20 protein-coding genes and 1 pseudogene are annotated in these 19,560 nt (G+C 76.2%); 5 read left to right on the forward strand and 16 right to left on the reverse strand.

The annotated features are described in order from the left end of the window. Positions 1–14: 14 nt before the first annotated feature. A complete protein-coding gene (locus tag KBY47_RS31015; RefSeq protein WP_210927076.1) occupies positions 15–884 on the reverse strand; it encodes an SDR family oxidoreductase in 870 nt (289 codons plus the stop codon). A gap of 116 nt (positions 885–1,000) precedes the next feature. Continuing rightward, positions 1,001–1,438, reverse strand: coding sequence for a PaaI family thioesterase (locus KBY47_RS31020; protein WP_210927023.1), 438 nt, complete (start codon positions 1,436–1,438; stop codon positions 1,001–1,003). Positions 1,439–1,544: 106 nt separating this feature from the next. On the opposite strand from KBY47_RS31020, the gene KBY47_RS31025 reads away from it, so the two are divergent. The 3 genes from KBY47_RS31025 (at position 1,545) to KBY47_RS31035 (ending at position 3,395) form a co-directional block, all read left to right on the forward strand. Next, positions 1,545–1,994, forward strand: a complete 450-nt coding sequence (locus KBY47_RS31025; RefSeq protein ID WP_210927025.1) for a MarR family winged helix-turn-helix transcriptional regulator — start codon at positions 1,545–1,547, stop codon at positions 1,992–1,994. 55 nt (positions 1,995–2,049) lie between these two features. Continuing rightward, entirely contained in the window at positions 2,050–3,003 is a 954-nt protein-coding gene (locus KBY47_RS31030; protein WP_308405358.1) for a polysaccharide pyruvyl transferase family protein, read from the forward strand. A 113-nt stretch (positions 3,004–3,116) separates the two neighbouring features. Then, positions 3,117–3,395, forward strand: coding sequence for a DUF3040 domain-containing protein (locus tag KBY47_RS31035; protein WP_210927027.1), 279 nt, complete (start codon positions 3,117–3,119; stop codon positions 3,393–3,395). A gap of 47 nt (positions 3,396–3,442) precedes the next feature. Here the strand turns inward: KBY47_RS31035 and KBY47_RS31040 are convergent, their stop codons facing one another. The 8 genes and pseudogenes from KBY47_RS31040 to KBY47_RS31075 all read right to left on the reverse strand — a co-directional run bounded on the left by KBY47_RS31040 (position 3,443) and on the right by KBY47_RS31075 (position 11,768). Beyond that, positions 3,443–4,339 carry a glycosyltransferase family 2 protein gene (locus KBY47_RS31040; RefSeq protein ID WP_210927029.1) on the reverse strand — a complete coding sequence of 299 codons (897 nt, stop codon included), beginning with the start codon at positions 4,337–4,339 and terminating at the stop codon, positions 3,443–3,445. Further along, a complete protein-coding gene (locus KBY47_RS31045) occupies positions 4,336–5,223 on the reverse strand; it encodes a glycosyltransferase family 2 protein (RefSeq protein ID WP_210927031.1) in 888 nt (295 codons plus the stop codon). The genes KBY47_RS31040 and KBY47_RS31045 overlap by 4 nt, the downstream gene beginning before the upstream one ends. Before the next feature lie 275 nt (positions 5,224–5,498). Next, complete coding sequence (locus KBY47_RS31050; RefSeq protein ID WP_210927034.1) at positions 5,499–6,488, reverse strand: glycosyltransferase family 9 protein; 990 nt, start codon at positions 6,486–6,488, stop codon at positions 5,499–5,501. A 212-nt stretch (positions 6,489–6,700) separates the two neighbouring features. Next, positions 6,701–8,041: pseudogene (gene rfaE2, locus KBY47_RS31055) on the reverse strand (D-glycero-beta-D-manno-heptose 1-phosphate adenylyltransferase); the annotation flags it as partial. Beyond that, positions 8,034–8,630 (reverse strand): SIS domain-containing protein, encoded by a 597-nt coding sequence (locus tag KBY47_RS31060; protein ID WP_210927036.1) that lies wholly within the window; start codon positions 8,628–8,630, stop codon positions 8,034–8,036. The gene KBY47_RS31060 and the pseudogene rfaE2, both read right to left, overlap by 8 nt. After that, positions 8,630–9,850 carry a glycosyltransferase gene (locus tag KBY47_RS31065; RefSeq protein ID WP_210927038.1) on the reverse strand — a complete coding sequence of 407 codons (1,221 nt, stop codon included), beginning with the start codon at positions 9,848–9,850 and terminating at the stop codon, positions 8,630–8,632. Before KBY47_RS31065 ends, KBY47_RS31060 begins: the two co-directional genes overlap by 1 nt. Next, positions 9,847–10,785, reverse strand: a complete 939-nt coding sequence (locus tag KBY47_RS31070; protein WP_210927040.1) for a glycosyltransferase — start codon at positions 10,783–10,785, stop codon at positions 9,847–9,849. Before KBY47_RS31070 ends, KBY47_RS31065 begins: the two co-directional genes overlap by 4 nt. Then, positions 10,782–11,768 carry a glycosyltransferase family 9 protein gene (locus tag KBY47_RS31075; RefSeq protein WP_210927042.1) on the reverse strand — a complete coding sequence of 329 codons (987 nt, stop codon included), beginning with the start codon at positions 11,766–11,768 and terminating at the stop codon, positions 10,782–10,784. Before KBY47_RS31075 ends, KBY47_RS31070 begins: the two co-directional genes overlap by 4 nt. Positions 11,769–11,818: 50 nt before the next feature. Between KBY47_RS31075 and KBY47_RS31080 the strand changes: the two genes are divergently transcribed. Then, positions 11,819–12,013, forward strand: a complete 195-nt coding sequence (locus tag KBY47_RS31080; RefSeq protein ID WP_210927044.1) for a hypothetical protein — start codon at positions 11,819–11,821, stop codon at positions 12,011–12,013. A gap of 167 nt (positions 12,014–12,180) precedes the next feature. Here KBY47_RS31080 and KBY47_RS31085 read toward each other — a convergent pair whose 3' ends face one another. From KBY47_RS31085 to KBY47_RS31100, 4 genes are all read right to left on the reverse strand, one after another. Next, positions 12,181–12,717: an HAD-IIIA family hydrolase gene (locus KBY47_RS31085; RefSeq protein WP_210927046.1), complete on the reverse strand. Its 537-nt coding sequence runs from the start codon at positions 12,715–12,717 to the stop codon at positions 12,181–12,183. Then, a complete protein-coding gene (locus KBY47_RS31090) occupies positions 12,714–13,712 on the reverse strand; it encodes a glycosyltransferase family 2 protein (protein ID WP_210927048.1) in 999 nt (332 codons plus the stop codon). The genes KBY47_RS31085 and KBY47_RS31090 overlap by 4 nt, the downstream gene beginning before the upstream one ends. Continuing rightward, positions 13,709–15,367 carry a carbamoyltransferase C-terminal domain-containing protein gene (locus KBY47_RS31095; protein ID WP_210927050.1) on the reverse strand — a complete coding sequence of 553 codons (1,659 nt, stop codon included), beginning with the start codon at positions 15,365–15,367 and terminating at the stop codon, positions 13,709–13,711. Before KBY47_RS31095 ends, KBY47_RS31090 begins: the two co-directional genes overlap by 4 nt. Positions 15,368–15,514: 147 nt before the next feature. After that, on the reverse strand, positions 15,515–16,513 hold the full coding sequence (locus KBY47_RS31100; protein ID WP_308405359.1) for an SDR family oxidoreductase: 999 nt from the start codon (positions 16,511–16,513) through the stop codon (positions 15,515–15,517). Between the two features lie 173 nt (positions 16,514–16,686). On the opposite strand from KBY47_RS31100, the gene KBY47_RS31105 reads away from it, so the two are divergent. Then, positions 16,687–17,127: an SRPBCC family protein gene (locus KBY47_RS31105; RefSeq protein ID WP_210927051.1), complete on the forward strand. Its 441-nt coding sequence runs from the start codon at positions 16,687–16,689 to the stop codon at positions 17,125–17,127. Positions 17,128–17,131: 4 nt separating this feature from the next. Here KBY47_RS31105 and KBY47_RS31110 read toward each other — a convergent pair whose 3' ends face one another. Next, positions 17,132–18,670, reverse strand: coding sequence for a hypothetical protein (locus KBY47_RS31110; protein ID WP_210927053.1), 1,539 nt, complete (start codon positions 18,668–18,670; stop codon positions 17,132–17,134). Continuing rightward, positions 18,667–19,530 carry a hypothetical protein gene (locus KBY47_RS31115; protein WP_210927056.1) on the reverse strand — a complete coding sequence of 288 codons (864 nt, stop codon included), beginning with the start codon at positions 19,528–19,530 and terminating at the stop codon, positions 18,667–18,669. Before KBY47_RS31115 ends, KBY47_RS31110 begins: the two co-directional genes overlap by 4 nt. Between the last annotated feature and the right edge of the window lie 30 nt (positions 19,531–19,560).

Below are 19,560 nucleotides of genomic sequence, written 5' to 3' on the forward strand. Positions count from 1 at the left end.
TCCGCGCCCGGCGGTCAGGAGTCCCGCCCCGCGTCGGCCCGGCCCCCCGCGCCCAGCCTGCCGGTGGGGAGGAACGGCTCGCGGGCGGAGAGCCGCGGCAGCTGGTGGCGGGAGACCCGCAGCACCACCGGGGGCAGCGCGGCCCGCGCCGCCTGCCCGAGCCGCAGCCAGCCGGGCACGTAGACGGCGGTGCGGCGGCGTTCCACGGTGCGCACCAGCCGGGCGGCGACCTCGTCGGCGGAGTGCAGGCGCCCGGCGGGCCCCATGTGCCGCCGCAGTTCGCGCAGCACGGGGTGCCGGTCGGCGTCGCGGATCATGTCGGTGTCGGTCCAGCCGAGGTAGGCGATGCCGACGGCGACCCCCCGGTGGGCGACCTCGGCCCGCAGCGCGTGCGCGAACGCCTCCACCCCCGACTTGGAGGCGCAGTAGGCGCTCATCAGGGGCGCGGCGCCGAACGCCGCCATGGAGGCGACCTGGAGGAAGTAGCCCTTGGTGTCCTCCAGGTCCGCGAGGAAGGCGCGGGCCGTGAACGCGCTGCCGGTCAGGTTGACGTCGATCACCCGCCGCCAGAGCGCGGGGTCCGCCAGCGCGAACGGGCCGCCCTCGGCGATGCCCGCGTTGGCGACGACGACGGACGGTGCGCCCAGGCGGGCGCGTACCTCGCGGGCGGCCTGCTCCAGGGCCGCCGCGTCGGTGACGTCCAGTTCCGCGGTCGTGGTCGGCGCGGGCAGTGTCGCGGCGACGGCGTCGAGCCCGCGCTGTTCGTGGCCGAGCAGCGCCACCCGGGCGCCGCGCAGGGCGGCGGCACGGGCGAGGGCCGCGCCGACCCCGCGGGCGGCGCCGGTCACGACGACCGTGCGGTCGCGCAGCGGGCTGTTCCGCACGGTCTCGGTGACTGCCACGGGGGCCCCTCTCGTCAGGGAATGTCCGTCGATCGCCACATCGACTCTTCCCGGTCCGCGCGGAACGCGGATGCGGTACGCCCGGACGGCCCCGCTCCTCAGGAACCGTCGGCCGGTCCCAGTACGGCGATGGAGCCCTGTGCCACCGCGCACAGGGTCTCGGCGCCGTCGGCCGCCACGGTGGTCAGGTCGCAGCGGCTGACCACGCGGGTGCGGCCCGCGCGGACGACGCGGGCGTGGGCCCGCAGCAGGACGCCGTCGGCGGGCCTGAGGTAGTCGATGGTGTACCCGGCGGTGATCAGCCGGGCTCCGGCGACCGTGCCCGCGGCGAAGGTGAGGGTGTTGTCGGCGGCGTAGCCGAGGACGCCGCCGTGCAGGAAGCCGTACTGCTGGCGGAGCGCGTCGCGGACGTCCAGCTCCAGGACGGCCTCGCCGTCGCCGAAGGCGACCAGCCGGGCGCCGATCACCTCGCTGAAGGGCTGGGCGGCCAGCACCTTCCGGGCGCTCTCCAGGTCGTCGATGGTGTCCACGGTCATCGCGGTCCCGCCTCCCGTGCGCGCTCCGGCACATCATCACTTCACTAGTGAACTGAGAACGTTCCGACCCTCCCGCGCGCTCGCCCCGTCTGTCAAGATTCGGCCCATGTCCGAGCCCCGCCACGACGGCCCGCCCCCGCCCGACCAGCGTCTGTACTTCCTGCTCCAGCGGGCGGCGCACCAGCTGCGCACCGGTGTGGACCGGCGCTGCCTGGCCGCCGCGGGGGTCACCACCGCACAGCTGGGCGCGCTGTTCGCCGTGCACGACGAGCCCGGGATCACCCAGCAGGGGCTGGCCCGGGTGCTGGGGCTGCGCGAGTCGGCGGTGACCGGGCTGGTCGCGCGGCTGACCCGGGCCGGGCTGGTGGCGAGGCGGCCGCATCCCCGGGAGCACCGGGCCGTGGTGCTGGAACTGACCGAGGACGGCACCGCCGCGCTGGCCGCCGCGCGGCCCGAGATCGAGCGGTTCAACGCGCGGCTGCGGGAACTCCTCGGCGAGACGGGCTTCGAGCGGACGGCGGCGGCGCTGCACCGGCTGGCGTACTGGGAACCCTGACGGGACCTGGTCACGAGGGTTGCGGACGGGGCGGGCTGGGCACCCGGTCGGCACTGTGAGTGCGCACGACGTACGACCGCCCGACGTGCGGCAGCGACTGCCGCGGCGCCGGATTCTCGTGGCCGGGTGGTTCAGCTTCCGGGACGGGGAGGCCACCGCCGGGGACGTACTGGCCCTGCGGCGGGTCGAGGACGTGCTGCGCCGGGCGGGGGACGCCTACGACGTCGTATGGAGCCCCGGGTTCCGGGCGGGGGCGCTGCATCTGGACGAGGTGCGGCCCGAGGACTACTCGCACCTGGTGTTCGTGTGCGGGCCGGTGCACGGGCCGCAGGTCGAGGAGCTGCACCGGCGGTTCGCGCACTGTGCCCGGATCGCCGTCGGCACCTCCGTCGTCGACCCCGACAGCGCGGCCGTGACCGGATTCCACCGCATCCTCGCGCGCGACGCCCCCATGGCCTCCCCGGTGGAGGACCTGTCGGCCCGCGCGCCCGTCGTCCCCGTACGGCCCGTCGTCGGGGTGATCCTCACCCACGGGCAGCACGAGTACGGCGCACAGCGGCGCCACGACGACGTCGCCCGCACGGTCACGCGCTGGCTCGCCGAACGGGACTGCGCGCGGCTGGAACTGGACACCCGGCTCGACACCCACGACTGGCGCCTCAGCGCGACGCCCGCCCAACTGCTGTCCGTACTGGCCCGTCTCGACCTCGTCGTCACCGACCGGCTGCACGGTCTGGTGCTGGCGCTGCGCGCCGGGACCCCGGCCCTGGTCATCGACCCGGTCGAGGGCGGCGCGAAGGTCTCGGCCCAGGCCCGCACCTGCGGCTGGCCCGCGCTGATCGCCGCCGAACGGCTGGACGGACGGCTCCTGGAGCGCTGGTGGGACTGGTGCCTGACCTCCGGCCGCGTGGCGGCACGCCAGGTACGCGCCGAGTTCCTGGAGGGCTCCCTCCCCGACAGCGCGGACGAGCTGCTGACGGCGCTGGAGGAGCTGCGGGTGACGGGCTGACGGGGTGACGGGGTGACGGAGAACGCCCGGCAGGGCCGCCCCGGTTGGCGCCGCCCGGGCCGGGGCACCCGGGCCGGGCGTGACAGGAGAACCCGGCACCCTGAGGAGGCACCGTGCCCAGCGGTCCGCTGACCGTTCATGAACAGCGCGTTCTCGACGACATGGAGCGCGTGCTGCGCCGCGATCGCCGACTGGACCGGCAGCTGCGCACACTGAAGCCCGCCCGGGACCCTCGCGCCCGGACCGTCGCCGTGCCGCTGCTGGTGTCCGTGGCGTTGATGGTGGCCGGGATCAGGACCTCCGAACCCGCCGTGATCTGGGCGTTCGCCGTGGTGTGGCCGCCCACGCTGGTCCTGGCGTTCCGGCTGCTGTGCCGGTGGACGGAACGGTGACCGGCGGCGCACGCCGGTCGTCCGTCATCCCGTCCGCGTAGCCGGGGTCAGCCGACGTAGCGGCGGGCGGTCGAGGCGCGCTGCGCGTGTTCGAGGGCGCGCAGCCGGGACTCCACCTCGGCGGGCAGCACCCGGCGTTCACGCAGCACCCACGGCCACGCGGCGGCGGCCTCGGCGAAGCCGCGCAGCGAGGTGGTGTCACGGGGCACGGTCCGGGCCAGGTACCAGGTACGGCGCAGGGCGCGCCCGGCCGGGCGGCGCAGCCAGGTGAACCACAGGGTGTTGCGGATGCCGTGCGCCCGCCGGACGGTGGAGTCCCGCAGCTCCGACGGCTGGTGATGGACCGCCAGGTCGTCGGCGTACGTCAGCCACCAGCCGTCCGCCGCCAGGTCGGCGGCGAGCAGCTCCTCCTCGCCGCCGAGCCACAGCCGGGGGTGGAAGCCGCCCGCGGTACGGAAGGCGTCGGCGCGCAGCACGGTCGCCGCGGCCAGGAAGGAGCCGAGCGCCGGGCCGGGCAGCCAGCGAGGGCCGGGCACGGGCGAGCCGCGCAGTTCCTCGACGATGGGGTCGTCGGTGCCCTCGGGTTCGACGACGATCCGTGCGGTGACGGTGGCGAGCGCGGGATACCGGTCGAGCAGGTCGGCGGCGCCGGACAGGGAGCCGGGCGCCCACCAGGAGTCGTCGTCGCAGAACGCCACGTACGGCGTGCGGACGTGGCGGACGGCGGCGTTGCGGCCGACGGCGCCGAGGTTGCGGGCGGCCCGCAGCAGCCGTACCCGCGGGTGGTGGCGGCGTACGGCGGCGGCGGTGCCGTCCGTGGAGGCGTTGTCGGTGACGATCACCTCGGGCCGCTCGGGGAGTCCGGCGAGCCGGTCGAGGGTGCGCAGGAGTTCGGCGCGGCGGTTGTGGGTGATGACCACGACGGTGGTGCGGGGGTCGGTCATGACAGCGCCGCCTCCTTGTCCGCGCCGGTCTCCTCCAGCAGCCGCGCCGCCCGCTCCAGGTGCGGGGGCAGCGGGCTGCGGGCCCGCAGGGCGGCGGGCAGCCGGGTGACGGTCTCCCGCAGGGCGCGCCGGGCCGGTGCCTCACGGCGGGCGTCGGCGGCCAGCCGGCAGGTGCGGGCGAGGGCGTGCGGCACGGGGCGGCGCAGCCAGGCGGTGAGGAGTTCGTTGCGGCGGACCATCGCGGGGCGCTCCGGGCGCGCGGCGGGCGCCGGGTGGTGGTGCGCGGTCACGTCGGGGCAGTGGACGACGCCCCAGCCGCGCGCGGCGAGGTCGTAGGCGAGCAGGGTCTCCTCACCGCCGATGAACAGCAGGTGGTGGAAGCCGCCCGCGTCCAGGTAGGCCTCGCGGCGCACCACGGCGGCGCAGCCGAGGAACCCCAGCACCTGGGTGCCCGGCAGATCGGTCGCCGGGCCGAGCGGCGAGTGGGCGAGGGCGTCGTTCAGCGGGTCGGGGGCCTCCTCGGGCCCGACGAGCGTCCGGGCGGCCAGCAGCCCGAGCCTCGGGTACGCCTCGAAGTACTGCACCGCGCGGCCGAGGGAGCCGGGCGCCCACCAGGAGTCGTCGTCGCTGAACGCCACGTACGGCGTGTCCAGGGCGCGCACCGCGTGGGTACGGGCGAGGGCACCCCGGTTGGCGGGCAGCGCCAGCACCCGCACGTCGGGGAAGTCCCGGGCGAGGCGCTCACGGGTGTCGTCGGTGGACGCGTTGTCGGCGACGACGACGGGCGGCCGTTCGGGCAGGGCCCGCAGCTGCCGCAGGGTGACGGCGAGACGGTCGGAGCGGTTGCGGGTGGCGATGGCGATACCGATGGACGGGTTGCTCATGACGGTTGCCGGTCCAGGGGTCGGGGACTGGGGGCGGTGACGCGGTCGTCAGCCGGGCGTCCGGGCTGTTCGGCCCGCTCGTCGGCCGGGCGGCCGGGCGGCCGGGCGGGCGGGCCGGGCAGGCCGGGCGGCCGGGCGGCCGGGCAGGCGGGCGGCCGGGCAGGCAGGCGGCCGGGCAGGCAGGCGGCCGGGCAGGCAGGCGGGCGGCCGGGCGGGCCGGGCGGCACGCTCGCCGGTCGGGCGGCCGGGCCGGAAGCCGGGGGCGGGCGGATCGCTCATGAAGGCTGCCGGTCCAGGGGCCGGGGAGCGGAGGCGGTGGCCGTGGCGCGGTCGAGGGCCGTGAGGACGTCGTCCGGAGGGATGCGCAGCAGGGCCGGGTCGGGGTGGGGGGCGTGCGGGTCGCCGTCCGGGCCGGGGTGCCACAGGACCTGGTGACGGGGGTGCGCGGGTGGGCCCCAGCGGCTGGGCGGGGTCGGGCCGAAGAGGGTGACGGAGGCGGTGGCGTGGGCGGTCGCGAGATGGGCGATGCCGGTGTCGCCGCTGACGACGGTGTGCGCGTCGGCGACGAGGGCGGAGAGCCGGGGCAGGGTGAGCGTGCCGTCGAACACGTCGGCGCCGGTGAGCCCGGCCCGCCGTGCGAGGTCGGCGACGAGGTCGCGCTCGCCGGGTCCGCCGGTGACGACGACCCGGTGCCCCCGTTCCCGCAGGGCGCGGGCGACGACGGCGTACCGCTCGACCGGCCACTGTCGTGCCGGTGCGCCCGCGCCGGGGTGCAGCACGACGGCGCCGGGTGCCGGGGAGGGCCCGGGCGGACGCGGCAGGCGCAGGTCGGCGGGGTCGGCGGCGATGCCGTAGGCGGCGAGCAGCCTGCACCACCGGTCCCGTTCGTGTTCCTCGGCGTACCAGGGCGGTCCCTCGATCTCCGGTGTCCCGGGGTGCGCGAACGCGAACAGCTCCAGGGGGCGCAGGCGTTGCAGCAGGCGGTGGCTGGGCGGGCCGTTGCCGTGCAGGTCCACCGCGGCATCGGGCGGCGGGCCGCTCCAGGCGAGCGCCTCCGGCACGGCGCGGCCCGGCGCGGCGGCGGGCAGCAGCCGGTCGACGGCACCGGTCGCCGCTGCCGGCGGCGCCAGTTCGGCGGGCGCGGCCAGCACCACCTCGTGCTCCGGGAAGCCACGCCGCAGCCCCCGCAGCGCGGGCACCCCGGCGAGCAGGTCCCCCAGCCCGAGGGCACGCAGGACGAGCAGCCGGGGGCGACGGGCGCTCATGATGCGCCCCCGTCCGGGTGGCGGCCGTACGGCAGCACGCCGTCCCGCGTCGCTCGGCGCCCCGTCGGGGAGCCGGCCTCGGTCCCGGCCCGCTCCCCGCCGTGCGCCGGGACACCCTCCGGCACGCCGGGCCGCGGGCCTCCGCGAGAACGACCGTACGAGGCCACGCCGTCACGCGCCCCCGTCGGGGAGCCTCCCCCCGGGACGCCTTCCCGGGCCCCGTCCAGCGCCCGTGCCAGCAGTGCCGTCGAGGAGCGGCCGTCGAGGTAGGGCAGCAGGACCGCCTGCCCGCCCCATCCCTCCAGCAGCGCGGCCTCGGGGAGGTCCGCGCCCGCGTAGTCGCCGCCCTTGACCCAGACGTCGGGGCGCAGGTCGCTCAGGAGGCGTTCGGGGGTGTCCTCGTCGAAGACGGCGACGGTGTCGACGCAGGCGAGGGCGCGCAGCACCCGGACCCGGTCGGCGAGGGGGTTGACGGGGCGGCCGTCGCCCTTGCGGCGGCGTACGGAGGCGTCGGAGTTGACGCACACGACGAGGCAGTCCCCGATGCGGCGGGCGGCCTGGAGGAGGCCGACGTGCCCGGCGTGCAGCAGGTCGAAGCAGCCGCCCGCGGCGACGACGGTGCCGCCGGTGGCACGGACCCGTTCGGCGAAGGCGCGGGGGTCGGTGGCGGGCAGCGGCGGACGCTCACCGCGCAGCGCGGCGCCCGCTCCTCCGGCGCCGACGAACTCGCTGGCCGCGGTGACCGCTCCGGCGACGGCCTCCTCGACCAGCGCCCCGTCGGCGAGCAGTCCGGCGGCCGTCGCGGCGAACCGGTCGCCCGCACCGCAGGCGTCGCCGTGGTGGGCGGCGGGCGCGGGCACGAGCAGCGGGTGCTCGCCGTAGGAGAGCAGGGCGCCGCGTGCGCCGAGGGTCACCGTGACGGCGGCGGCCCGCCAGCGCCGTACCAGCTCGGCGGCGCCGTGCGCGGTCGCCCGCAGTCCTTCGCCGACCCCGGCGAAGGCGCGGGCCTCCTTCTCGGCGGGGGTGACCAGGCGGGTGCCGGGGACGGGCGGGCCGCCGCGCGGGTGCGGGTCCCAGACCAGGGGCGGGTGTGCGGCGAGGGTGTCGCGCAGGGCGTCGGCGGCGCCGCGGCCGTAGTCGGAGACGAGAACGGCCGGGGCGTTCCGGAGCGCCGCGCGGGCGGCGTCGGTGGCCTCGCGGGTGCGGCCGTCGCCGCGGTCCACCCGGACCACGGGCCGGTCCTGGGCCAGCACGCGGGTCTTCTCGGGCAGCGGACCGGTCAGCGGCAGCGCGATCAACTCCACACGTCCACGCAGCAGTTCGCGCAGGGCTCGGCTGGCCCCGTCGTCGCCGACGCCGGTGATCAGGGTGACGGGGCGGCCGTCACGGGCGGCGAGCCACGCGGTGAGCGCGGCGCCCCCGGGCCGGAGCCGCTCCGCGCAGTCGGCGACGACGGGCACGGGTGCGTCGGGGGCGAGCCGTTCGGCGGTGCCGGTGAGGTCGTGGTCGAGGAGGGCGTCCCCGACCACGACGAGGGGCGTGCGGTCAGCCATGTGACCTCCCGTGGGTGCCGTCCAGCGCGGCGTCGAAGGCCTCGCACACCATGTGTACGGCGACCAGGTGCAGTTCCTGCACGGTGGCCGTCGATCCGGCGGCCACGCACAGCGCCTCGTCGCTGCCCGCGAGCAGCGGGTTGGGGGCGGGCCCGGTGAGCGCCCAGACCCGCAGGCCCGCCGCCCGGCCCGCGTCGGCGGCGGACAGCAGGTTGGCGCTGGCGCCGGACGTGGACAGCAGCATCAGCACGTCGCCGGGGCGCCCGTGGGCGCGGACCTGGCGGGCGAACACCTCGTCCACTCCGTAGTCGTTGGCGATGGCGGTGGTGCTGGAGGTGTCGGCGTGCAGGGCGAGGGCGGAGAACGGCGGCCGGTCGGCGCGGTAGCGGCCGACGATCTCGGCGGTGAGGTGCTGGGCCTGCGCGGCGCTGCCGCCGTTGCCCGCGGCGAGCAGCCGTCCGCCGCCGCCGAGCACCGCGGCGAGTTCCTCGCCCCACCGCTGGGTGACCGGCACCGACCCGCGGAACTCCGCGATCGCGTCGCTCAGTTCATCGCAGTGCGCGACCAGGGCGTTGGCCTCGACGCTCATCACGCCACCTCCGTCGACATCGCGTGCCCGACGGTGCTGTGCCGGTACACCTGTTCGGCGCCGTCCGCGACCCGCTGCCAGGTGAAGCGGGCGAGGACGCGTTCGCGGCCCGCGTCGCCGTAGCGGTGGCGCAGTCCGGGGTCGGCGAGGAGTTCCCGGGTGACGGCGGCGAGGGCGCCGGGGTCGCCGTGGGGGACGAGCCGTCCGGTGACGCCGTCGGCGACGGAGTCACGGTGGCCGCCGACGTCGGTGGCGACGACGGGCACGCCGCACGCCATGGCCTCCAGCGGGACGATGCCGAAGGGTTCGTAGACGGGGGTGCACAGCACCAGGTCGGCGCCGCGCATCAGCGCGGGCATCCGGGCCGGGTCGACGGCGCCGAGGAGCCGTACCCGGTCGGCGACGCCGTGGCGTTCGGCGAGCCGCAGCAGCCGTTCGGCCTCGGGTTCGGTGTCGAGGAGTCCGGGCGGCGGGCCGCCCGCGATCAGCAGTTCGGCGCGCGGGACGCGGGCGAGGGCGCGGATGGCCTGGTCGTAGCCCTTGCGGCGGACCAGGCGCCCGCAGGCGAGCAGCCGGTGGCGGGCGTGACGGCCCGGGACCCGGCGGTCCCCCTGGGTGCCGGGGCGGAAGTGCTCGACGTCCACCCCGCAGGGCACGACGGACACCTGCCGGGGCGGCACGCCCATGTCGGCGAGTTCGTACACCTCGTCGGTGCAGGTGGCGAGGACCCGGTGGCAGGTGCGGCCGAGCTGCCGCTCGACACCGATGCGTTCGTACGGGCTGGTGTCCCGGCGGCCCTGGTGGCGCCGCTTGACGGTGCCGAGGGCGTGGTAGGTCTGCACGACCGGGATGGCGTGCGGGTGGGCGCCGATCTGGGCGGCCATGCCGGACATCCAGAAGTGGGCGTGGACCACGTCGGGCCGGTCCCGGTCCCAGGCGCGCGCCAGATAGGCGCCGAAGCCGGGCATGTGCTCGAACAGGTCGTCCTTGGGGAGGGGCGCGGCCGGTCCGGCGGGCACGTGCTCGACGACCCCGCCGCCGGGCAGCGGTACCCGCGCCGGCAGTTCGGCGGAGTCGCGCCGGGTGTAGACGGTCACGTCGTGGCCGCGGCGCACCAGCTCCTCGGTGAGTCGGGCCACGTACACGTTCTGGCCTCCGGCGTCGGGGCCGCCGAGCGCGGCGAGCGGGCTCGCGTGCTCGGACACCATGGCGATCCTCATCGGGTCACCTCCTTGAGCAGTCGCTCCCAGTCGTCCAGGAAGCGGGTCAGCCCGTAGCGGGCGAGTGCCGCCGCGCGGGCGCCGTCGCCGACGACGCGTGCGTGCAGCGGGTCGGCGACGAAGTCCCGTACGGCGTCGGTCAGTACGTCGATCCGGTTGGAGACCACCCCGGCGCCGGGCGGCACCGCCTCGGTGACCTCGGTGGTGGCGAGCGCGACCACCGGCATGCCGAGCAGCATGGCCTCCAGCAGGGACAGGCCCAGGGAGGTCCAGCGCACTGGGTGCAGGTAGAGGCGGCGCCGGGCCATCTCGGTGTGCAGGTCGGCCTGCACGAGTTCATGGGTGCGGCAGGGTCCGGGCAGGGTGGTGAGCCGGTCGGTGCCCATGCCGAACACGTCGAGGGGGGCGGCGCGGGCGAAGGCGGGCAGCAGGTCGGTGCCGGTGGTACGGCCCCGGCGGACGGGTTCGTTGACGACGACGGCGGCCCGGGGCAGCTCTCCGGTCCAACGGTGCCCGGGGTCGACGACGCCGTGCTCGATGACCTCCGTGGGGGTGGTGCCGTTGTCCCACATCAGCCGGTTGAAGTGGGTGACGTGGACGAGGGTGACGCCGGGGAGGTCCGCGGCGGGGTGGCGGGTGTCGGGCACGTCCCCGTGCGGGGCGTTGTGCTCCAGGTACACCAGGGGCGGCCGGCGGCCCAGCCACTGGTCGACGAGGGCGAGTTCGTGGGGACGCTGGAGCACGACGACATCGATGTCCGTGTCCCGCAGCCGGTCCGGGGGGAGTTCGACGACGTTGTCCGGCCAGTCGAAGGTGCGGGCGCGGCCGAGGCCGTCGGGTCCGCGGTCGGGGGTGACGGGGACGAGGTAGGTGTGCGGGCCCCGCACGAAGGACGTCGTCCAGGAGCCGTGCACGTGCCAGATGAGGATCCTCACTGCTGCATCACCTTCTCCACTGCGACCAGGACGTCCTGGGCGGTCACCGTCTCCAGGCACGGGTGGCCCGGGACGGGGCACTCGCGGGCGCGGCTGTCGGCGCACGGCGCGTCCTGGTCGCCGAGCAGGACGTACGGCACGCCGTAGGGCCGCCAGCGTTCGGCGGGGACGACGGGGGCGAACAGGGACACCACGGGGGTGCCGACGGCGGCGGCGAGGTGGGCGGGGCCGGTGTTGCCGGTGACGACGACGGCGGCGCGGGCGAGGACGCCGGAGAGTTCGGCGGCGCCGGTCCGGCCGCCGAGGTCGAGCGCGTGCGGGCCCGCGACCCGCGCGGTCAGCTCCCGCTCCCCCGCGCCGCCGGTCACCACCACCCGGTGCCCGGCCGCCGTCAGCTCCGCCACGGCCTCGGCGCACCGCCCGGCGCTCCACGCACGGGCGGGGACGCTCGCGCCGGGGTGGACGACGACGTACGGCCCGGGACCGCTCAGTGCGGTGGTGTCGGGCGGCGGCAGCACCCGCGGCAGCCCGTCGTCGACCGCCGGGAACCCGGCCGCCGCCGCCAGCTCCAGCGCGGCCTCCACCTCGTGGGTGTGCGGGGCGCGGTGGTGCCGTACGTCGAGCAGGGACCCGGGGTAGTCCTCGCTGTCCGCGGCGATGTGCGCGACCCCGGCGAGGCGCAGCAGCAGGGCGGCGGGCAGCGGCGACTGGTGGAAGGAGGTCAGGATCAGCGCCGTGTCGGCGTCCAGCCTGCCGACCAGCTCGGCGACCTCGGCCGGGCGCACCGGCGGCGGCGCGAACCCGGCCCAGGGCGCGTCCCAGACGACGACGTCGTCCACACCGGGCAACAGCCGCGCGGCGGGCGCCCCGAGCGGCCCGCACAGCAGGGTCACGGAGTCGGCCCGCGCGGCGACGACCCGAACGGCGGGCCCGGCGAGCAGCACGTCCCCAAAGCTGTCCAGCCGCACGACGAGCGCTTTCACACCGACCTCCCGAAGCTCAGGACGGAAAGCGGGCCCCGCCCCGCCGGGACATGACCACCACGCACGGCCCCAGCCCGCACAGCCGGACCACCGACCAGGCCCCGCACCGCCGACGCGAGGCCGGCACGCACGGGCGCGGTCCGGACGGCGGGACCGGCGAACAGCGCCCGCACCGCCGGAGCGACGTCGGCGCGCACGGCCCCAACCAGGACAGCCGGACCGGCGAACAAGGCCCGCACCGCTGAGACATGACCACCACGCACGGCCTCAACCCGCACAGCCGGACCACCGACCAGGCCCCGCACCGCCGACGCGAGGCCGGCACGCACGGGCGCGGTCCGGACGGCGGGACCGGCGAACAGCGCCCGCACCGCCGGAGCGACGTCGGCGCGCGGCCGGACGATGAGGGCGTTCACACCGGCCTCCCGGACGGCTGGGGGGCGAGCAGGGCCCGGACCGCGGCGGTCAGGTCGGGTTCCACGTGGGCGGCGGCGGCCATCTCCGCGGGGCGGGTGCGGCCGTTGGGGACGAGGACGCCGTGGGCTCCGGCGCGCCGGGCGGCCTCCACGTCGGCGCCGATGTCGCCGACCACGGCGCAGTCGGCGGGGTCGGTGCACAGCCGTCCCGCGGCCCACAGCACGAGCGCCGGCTCGGGTTTGCGGCAGTGGCAGCCGTCGTCGGGCCCGTGCGGGCACACCGCCCACACGTCGAACGGCCCGAGGAGGTCGTCGATCCGCTCGTTGACCTGCCGTACCTGGGCCTCGGTGAGCAGCCCTCGGGCGACACCCGACTGGTTGGTGACGACGCCGGTGCGGATCCCCCGCGACCGCAGCAGCCGCAGCGCCGCCCAGGCGCCGGGTACCGGCCGCACCAGCTCCGGGTCCCCGTTGTAGGGGACGTCCTCGACGAGGGTGCCGTCCCGGTCGAACAGCACGGCCCGCACGGTCATCGCGCCACCTCCGGCCAGGGCGGCGCGTCCCGGTACCGCCACCGTCCGCTGAGCCAGTGCCAGCTGGCCAGCGGCGGGATCAGCACGCTGGTGACGGCCATCGTGGTGATCTCGTACCGGGTGCGCGGCCCGGGCGCGATCCGCGACCAGGCGAACTCGGCGGTGCCGAGCGCCCACCCGGCGGCGGCCACCCCGGCGGCCCCGCGCCGTCCGGCCAGCGCCAGTACGACGGCGGCGGCGCCCGCGCCGGTGACGGCGAGGTGGCCGCGCAGCCGTCCGCGTGGCGCGACCGCCCGGTGCCACCAGTTGGGGCCGTGCAGGCTCAGCATCAGCGCGTCGTCGGCGTTGCCGCGCTGCGAGCGCAGCGACACCCACCGGTCGGCGGGCCGCACCGGGTGCCGGGTGGTGCGGCGGCCCTGCCGGATCCGCCAGCCCGCGTCGAGCAGCCGCAGCGCGAGGTCGGCGTCCTCGCGGAAGGCGTGCGGGAAGCGTTCGTCGAAGCCGTCGACCTGCTTGAGGGCGTCGGTGCGGTAGGCCATGTCGGCGGTGATCCAGCGGGCCTGCGCGAGGGCGGCGGTGTTGCGTTCCCAGTCGGTGGGGCGGCGCGCCCCCGGCAGGGGTACGGCGATCACGCCCTGGACGCCCGCGATGTCGGGGCCCGCCTCGTCGAGGTCCTGGGTGAGCTGCTCGCACCAGTGCGGACCCACCTGCACGTCGTCGTCGAGGAAGGCGGCCCACGGGGCGGTGACGGCGCGGGCGCCGGTGTTGCGGGCGGCGGCGGGCCCCCGGGCGCCGCCCCGGAGCACGGTCGTACGCTCGCGCAGGTCGCCGAGGACGCTCAGCGGGTGCTGGAGGTCGGCCCGGTCGGGGTCGGGCCGGTCGTCGACCAGCACGATCTCCCTGGGCTTGGGACCGGTCGCGGCGGCGAGCGCGGCGAGGCAGTCGGCGAGGGTGTCCCGCACGAGGGTGGGGATCACCACGGCGTAGTCGGTCATGCCCCGCCTCCCCCGTTGTAGGCCCGCGTCCCGTCGTAGGCCCGGCCCCGGCGCACCGCGTACGGTCCGATGGCCAGCAGGTCCACCGGTGCCGAGCCGAAGCACTCCAGGGCGTCGCGCGGGTCGTCGACCATGGGCCGCCCCGCGGTGTTGAGGCTGGTGTTGACGACGACGGGCAGCCCGGTGCGCCGCTCGAAGCCGCGCAGCATCCGCGCCACCAGCGGCTCCCGCCGCTCGTCGACGGTCTGGATGCGGGCGGTGCCGTCGACGTGCACGACGGCCGGGATGCGCTCGCGCCACTCCCGTACGACGTCGTGCACGAAGAGCATGTACGGGCTCGGCATCGGCCCGTGGAACAGCTCCGGCGCCCGCTCGGCCAGCACCATGGGCGCCACCGGCCGGAACTCCTCCCGCCCCTTGACGCCGTTCAGCCGCTCCAGGTTCTCGGCGCGCCCGGGGTGGGCGAGCAGCGACCGGTGTCCGAGCGCGCGCGGCCCGTATTCGCTCCGCCCCTGGAACCAGGCGACGACGCCGTCCCGGGCCAGCTCCTCCGCGACCGTCTCGGCGATGTCGGCGGGCCGCTCGTACGGTACGGCGGCGGTGTCGAGCCAGGCCCGCAGCTCCTCGTCGCTCCAGCCGCGCCCCAGGTCGGCGCCGGGCATCGGCTGGGGGTCGCGGGTCAGGTGCAGGGCGCCGCCGAGGGCGGTCCCGGCGTCCCCCGCGGCGGGCTGCACCCACACGTGCCGGTACGGGCCACGCGCGGCGATCTTCGAGTTGGCGACGCAGTTCAGGGCGACCCCGCCCGCCATGGCGAGGGCGTCGCCGCCCGCCTCGGTGTGCAGCCAGGTCACCAGCTCCAGCAGGGTCTCCTCCAGCACCGCCTGCGTACTGGCGGCCAGGTCGGCGTGGTCCTGCGACCACGGCTCGCCCGGGGCGCGGGCGGGGGCCAGCTCGGCCCACTCCACGCCGTGTGCGCGGAAGCCGCCGTCGCCGGTGGCGTGGACGTACTGGCGCAGCTGGGGCAGGAAGCGCGGCTTGCCGTAGGAGGCGAGGGCCATGACCTTGTACTCGTCGCTGCTGCGCAGGAAGCCCAGGTGCTCGGTCAGCTCCTCGTAGACCAGGCCGAGGGAGTCCGGCAGCGACTGGGCGGCGAGGGTGCGCAGGGTGCCCTCCTGGTAGCGGCCCGCGAGGTGGGAGGCGGCCTCGCCGCGCCCGTCGAGGACGAGGACGGCGCTGTCCGGGTGCGGGCAGGCGGGTCCGGCGGAGGCGGCGTGCGCCACGTGGTGCGGTACGAAGACGACCTTCTCGGGGTCGAGTCCGGGCAGCGTCTCGGCGAGGAACTCGGGGGCGCGGCGCGCGTACTCCTGGCGCAGGGGGTCCCACGGGTCGTTCAGGCCCAGGTCACGGGCGGGCCGGGCGAGGGCCGGGTCGTAGGAGTAGGTGACGGCGTCCAGCTCGTCCGCCCGCAGTCCGCCGTGCGCGAGGCACCAGCGGGCGGCCAGCTCGGGCAGCTCCCAGGCCGAGAACGGCACCGGGCGTTTGCCGTGCTTGCGGCGGCTGAAGCGCTCCTCCTCGGCTGCCGCGACGGTCCGGCCGTCGACGACCAGGGCGGCGGCCGGGTCGTGGAACAGGGCGTTGATACCAAGGATGCGCATGGGGGGCTCCGTCCCGTACGACATGCGGGGGGACTCGGCTAACGCGGGTGCCAGTTTGAGGCTGTCTCAAACACTTGGAGACAACTTCTCCCTGTATGAGCCGCTGTGTGACCTTCTGTGACAACTGAGGCTGGCGGGGTTCACCGCTCAGGCGGCGACCGAACGCGCGAACCACCCGACGGTCCGCTCCAGCCCTTCACGCCAGTCGACGCGCGGCTGCCAGCCCAGCAGCTCCCGGGCCAGCCGGGTGTCGGGGCGGCGACGGCCGGGGTCGTCCACGGGGCGGTCCACGAACCGGATGCGGGACCGTGACCCGGTGAGGTCGACGATGTGGCGGGCCAGCTCCAGCATGGTGATCTCGTCACCGCCGCCGATGTTGACCGGCCCGGGGGCACCGGACGCGGCGAGCCCCAGGATCCCGTCGACGGTGTCGTCGACGTAGCACAGCGAACGGGTCTGGCTGCCGTCCCCGGCGACGGTCAGCGGGACGCCGTCCAGCGCCTGGGCGACGAAGGTGGGCACGGCGCGGCCGTCGCCGGTGCGCATCCGGGGCCCGTAGGTGTTGAAGATGCGGACGATGGCCGCGTCGGTGGCGTGCACCCGGCGGTGCGCGGCGACCAGGGCCTCGGCGAACCGTTTGGACTCGTCGTAGACGCTGCGCGGCCCGACCGGGTTGACGTTGCCCCAGTACGTCTCGCGCTGCGGGTGCTCCAGCGGGTCGCCGTACACCTCGGAGGTGGAGGCGAGCAGGAACCGGGCACCGTCGCGCCGGGCCCGTTCCAGGGCGTGCCGGGTGCCGTTGCTGCCGACGTCGAGGGTCTCCAGCGGCAGCCGCAGGTAGTCGGCGGGCGAGGCCGGGCAGGCGAAGTGCAGGATCAGGTCGAAGCGGCCGGACAGGGCCCGCCAGGTCGCGGGATCGGTGGCGTCGGCGCGTACGAAGTCGAATCCGCGTAGGCCTTCGAGGTCGACGACGTTGGCGCGGGCGCCGGTGGACAGGTTGTCCAGGCACACCACCTCGGCACCGGTGCCGAGCAGCCGGGCACACAGGTGCGACCCGACGAACCCGGCGCCGCCCGTCACCAGGACCCGCCGCCACGCGGGGCGCTCCGTCCCCGCGGTCGCCCGCACATTCGCACGTCCGTTCACGGGTGGCTCCTTACTGTCGCGCGGTCACCGAAGTGCCGCCGCGAGTACCCCACCCGCACCCTTCCGCATCGAAAGAAACGCTTTTGGATATCTATGCACCAGATGGTGAATCATCCGTCCCCGGCGCCGTACCGCCCCGCGCCGCACCGTCCCGCGCTGCCTAAGCTCCTCCCGTGGCCACCTTCCTCCTCCACCGCACGGCACCGCTCCCCCCGCCCGAGGCCTGGCGCCGCCTCACCGACTGGACCCGCCACGGCGCCGTCGTCCCCCTCACCCGCGTCACGGTCCTCACCGCACCCCCCACCGGCCCGGGCACGCTGTTCGTCGCCCGCTCCGGCGTCGGCCCCCTGACCGTCGACGACCGCATGGAGGTCGTGGACTGGCAGCCCCCGACGACCACCGCCCCGGGCCACTGCCGCCTGGAGAAGCGGGGCCGGACCGTGCTCGGCTGGGCCGAGATCGAGGTCTCACCCGAACCGGGCGGCCGGTCACGGGTGACCTGGCGCGAGGAGATCGGCCTGCGCTTCCTGCCCCGCCTCGTCGATCCCGCGCTGAAGCGGACGTCCGAGATCGTCTTCGGCCGGGCGGCGGACCGGTTGCTGCGGATGCCGTGAGGCGTCAGAACTCTTTCTGAGCACTCGGCTCTTTCTGAGCACTTGGCAAAGAGGCCCCCAGACCGGAGCCGACGCCGACACTCACGGCGTTGAGCCACCGCCTGACCCGGGCATCGTGCACCGTGAGTCCGGAGGTGCCCTTCCAGGACGGCACGTCCCGGTGGTAGACGACGGCAGTCGGCCGACCGGTCCCGCCGAGGCCGGAGTCCTCCAGGTACGGCAGGACCACCTCGTCCCCGCCCATCTCCCGCATCCCGTCCTCGAAGGCGCGGTAGGCCGTGCCGTCGGTCAGCCACTCCCCCGGCATGTCCCGCCGGGTCAGCAGCATGGTGGAGCCCCCTCCGGCGTCGTCCTCCCCGGTGGCCATACGGCGGCAGGTGGCCGAGGAGGCGCGGGCCAGGCGCGTGACCGGATGGCCCGCGCCGAGCACCCGTGCGGACCGCGCGGCCTGCTCGGCGAGGAGTTCCGCGGTCCGTTCCGCCTTCCCCGGCTCGTCCGCGGCGACCACCGACTCCACCTGCGCGGTGACCAGGTTGGCGAGCGCGGCCACCGACCGGGGATGTCGCGGACCGAGGCGGAGGTCCAGCCGTGCGACGACGGCCCGCAGCGCCCCCACGGCCCGCTCCAGCCGCTCGGGGGACCGGGCGGCCCGCGCCGCCTCCACCTGCACGGCCGCGAGATCGGCCCGCACCGCGAGCACCTTGGGATGGTCGGCGCCCAGCATCGCGTCGAGTCGCAGGGCGGCGATCTCCAGGACCCTCAGGGCCGCCTCCAGTTGCCGCCCGTCGGGCGCCCGGGTCTCGGTCTGGGCGCGCGCCACGGCGAGATGGGCCACGGCGAGAAAGGCCTCCGGACTCTCCCCGCCCCGGTCGCGCAGCAGTTTCCCGACACTGTCGGCGAGTTCGTCGAAGCGCGCGGTCTCGCCCGCGCCCCGGGCACGGCCCAGCATCCGCCGCAGCCCACGGTCGACCGGCTGTTCCCGGATCGCCCTGGCGAGTTGCAGATCCACGGCGGCCAGCAGTCGGCGCGCCTCCCGCACCTCGTACGGGTCGGCGGTCGACAGCGCCTGCCGTGCCCTGCGCGCATGCGCGTCCGCGCCGTCCAGATCACCGTGGAGCAGACTCAGAGCGGCCAGATTCACCGAGGCGACGGCGACCAGCGGCCCGTCCGCCAGCGGGTCGCTGTCGAAGACCGCCTGCAAGGCCAGCCAGCCGAGTTGCGACTGCCCGAGCGACACGCCCAGCACCGCCAGGGCGTTGGCCGGACCGAGGACCTCGTCGCCGCGCAGCACCCTTTCGGAGAGATGCCGGGTGAACACCTCGAACAGGCGCTCCGCCTCCCCCCGCAGCCCCAGTCCGTGCAGGGTGTGGCACAGCCGCACCCCGGCCGCGAGTTCGTCGGGACCCCAGTCGGCGGGGAACTCGTCGGCGCGTACGCCCGCGACGAACGCCATCAGACCCGGCAGATGGGTGAACCGCAGGCCCGTCGGATCGCGCAGCGCCTCCTCGGCGGAGTCCGCCGCGGCGGAGAAGGAGTCGATCACAACGCCTCCTCCTCACCCTGCGCGGTCCGCACCACCCACTCCATCAACCGGACCTGCATGGGGGACACGTACAGCGGGTCGACCAGCCCTTCGTCCGCCATGTCCTTGAACTCGCTCAGCACATGACGGGTCGCCGCGAGGGACCGGGCGAGCCCTTCGTCCGGGAGCGGCCCGGTTTCCGGGCGGCGCCGCTCGGCGGGGCGCCGGGGCGCGGGCGCGGCGTCGGGGAGGTACCAGGGCCCCTCCCTGAGCGCGCCCAGCAGGGCCCGCGCGGACAGGGCCCGGAACAGTCCGAACGCGCTGTCGATGGCACAGGCGGCCAGCTCACCCTCCGTGCCGTCCCGCAGCAGGGCGGCGGCCTCGGAGTCGAGTACGACGCCCAGGAGCGCCGGTTCGGCCACGTCTGTCCGCCGTTCCACCGGGCCGCCCGCGTAGCCGTCGTACTCGGCGACCGGTCGGCTGCTGGCGAGTTCGAGGACACTGACGGCGCGGCCGTCGCCGTTGCGCCGGTCGTGGGCCACCTCGTCCACGGTGCCGTCCAGATAGGCCGCGGTCACGGCGGGCCGGAACGGGGCGTGCCAGCTGTCGCCCTTGACGACTTGGTCGGCCCGCGGTGTCGCGCAGTCGACGTGCGGGTCCGGGAGCACGCAGATCAGGGCCAGTCCGACGTCGTCGGCGACCTCGTCGACCCTGCCGGGCAACAGGTCGCCCTGCGCCGTGTGCACATCGACCGGGTCGCCCGGCCGGCGCCCGCCCAGGCAGGCCGTGGAGGTCAGCGCGCAGGACCTGGTCACGAGGAGGCCGCCGCCGAGCAGCGTGCCCTCGTGGGAGATCGCGACCCAGTACTCCGTGTGCCCCATGAACCGCCCCAGGCCCCCGCTCGTCGGCAA

The sequence above is a fragment of the Streptomyces sp. B93 genome, from assembly GCF_018070565.1.
GTDB lineage: Bacteria > Actinomycetota > Actinomycetes > Streptomycetales > Streptomycetaceae > Streptomyces.

Coding starts and splice junctions, on each gene's coding strand:
- KBY47_RS31090 (WP_210927048.1), bottom strand. CDS start 13,712: ATGACCGACTACGCCGTGGTGATCCCCACCCTCGTGCGGGACACCCTC.
- KBY47_RS31095 (WP_210927050.1), bottom strand. CDS start 15,367: ATGCGCATCCTTGGTATCAACGCCCTGTTCCACGACCCGGCCGCCGCC.
- KBY47_RS31065 (WP_210927038.1), bottom strand. CDS start 9,850: ATGAGGATCGCCATGGTGTCCGAGCACGCGAGCCCGCTCGCCGCGCTC.
- KBY47_RS31025 (WP_210927025.1), top strand. CDS start 1,545: ATGTCCGAGCCCCGCCACGACGGCCCGCCCCCGCCCGACCAGCGTCTG.
- KBY47_RS31050 (WP_210927034.1), bottom strand. CDS start 6,488: ATGAGCGCCCGTCGCCCCCGGCTGCTCGTCCTGCGTGCCCTCGGGCTG.
- KBY47_RS31115 (WP_210927056.1), bottom strand. CDS start 19,530: ATGGGGCACACGGAGTACTGGGTCGCGATCTCCCACGAGGGCACGCTG.
- KBY47_RS31080 (WP_210927044.1), top strand. CDS start 11,819: ATGACCACCACGCACGGCCCCAGCCCGCACAGCCGGACCACCGACCAG.
- KBY47_RS31085 (WP_210927046.1), bottom strand. CDS start 12,717: ATGACCGTGCGGGCCGTGCTGTTCGACCGGGACGGCACCCTCGTCGAG.
- KBY47_RS31040 (WP_210927029.1), bottom strand. CDS start 4,339: ATGACCGACCCCCGCACCACCGTCGTGGTCATCACCCACAACCGCCGC.
- KBY47_RS31020 (WP_210927023.1), bottom strand. CDS start 1,438: ATGACCGTGGACACCATCGACGACCTGGAGAGCGCCCGGAAGGTGCTG.
- KBY47_RS31060 (WP_210927036.1), bottom strand. CDS start 8,630: ATGAGCGTCGAGGCCAACGCCCTGGTCGCGCACTGCGATGAACTGAGC.
- KBY47_RS31045 (WP_210927031.1), bottom strand. CDS start 5,223: ATGAGCAACCCGTCCATCGGTATCGCCATCGCCACCCGCAACCGCTCC.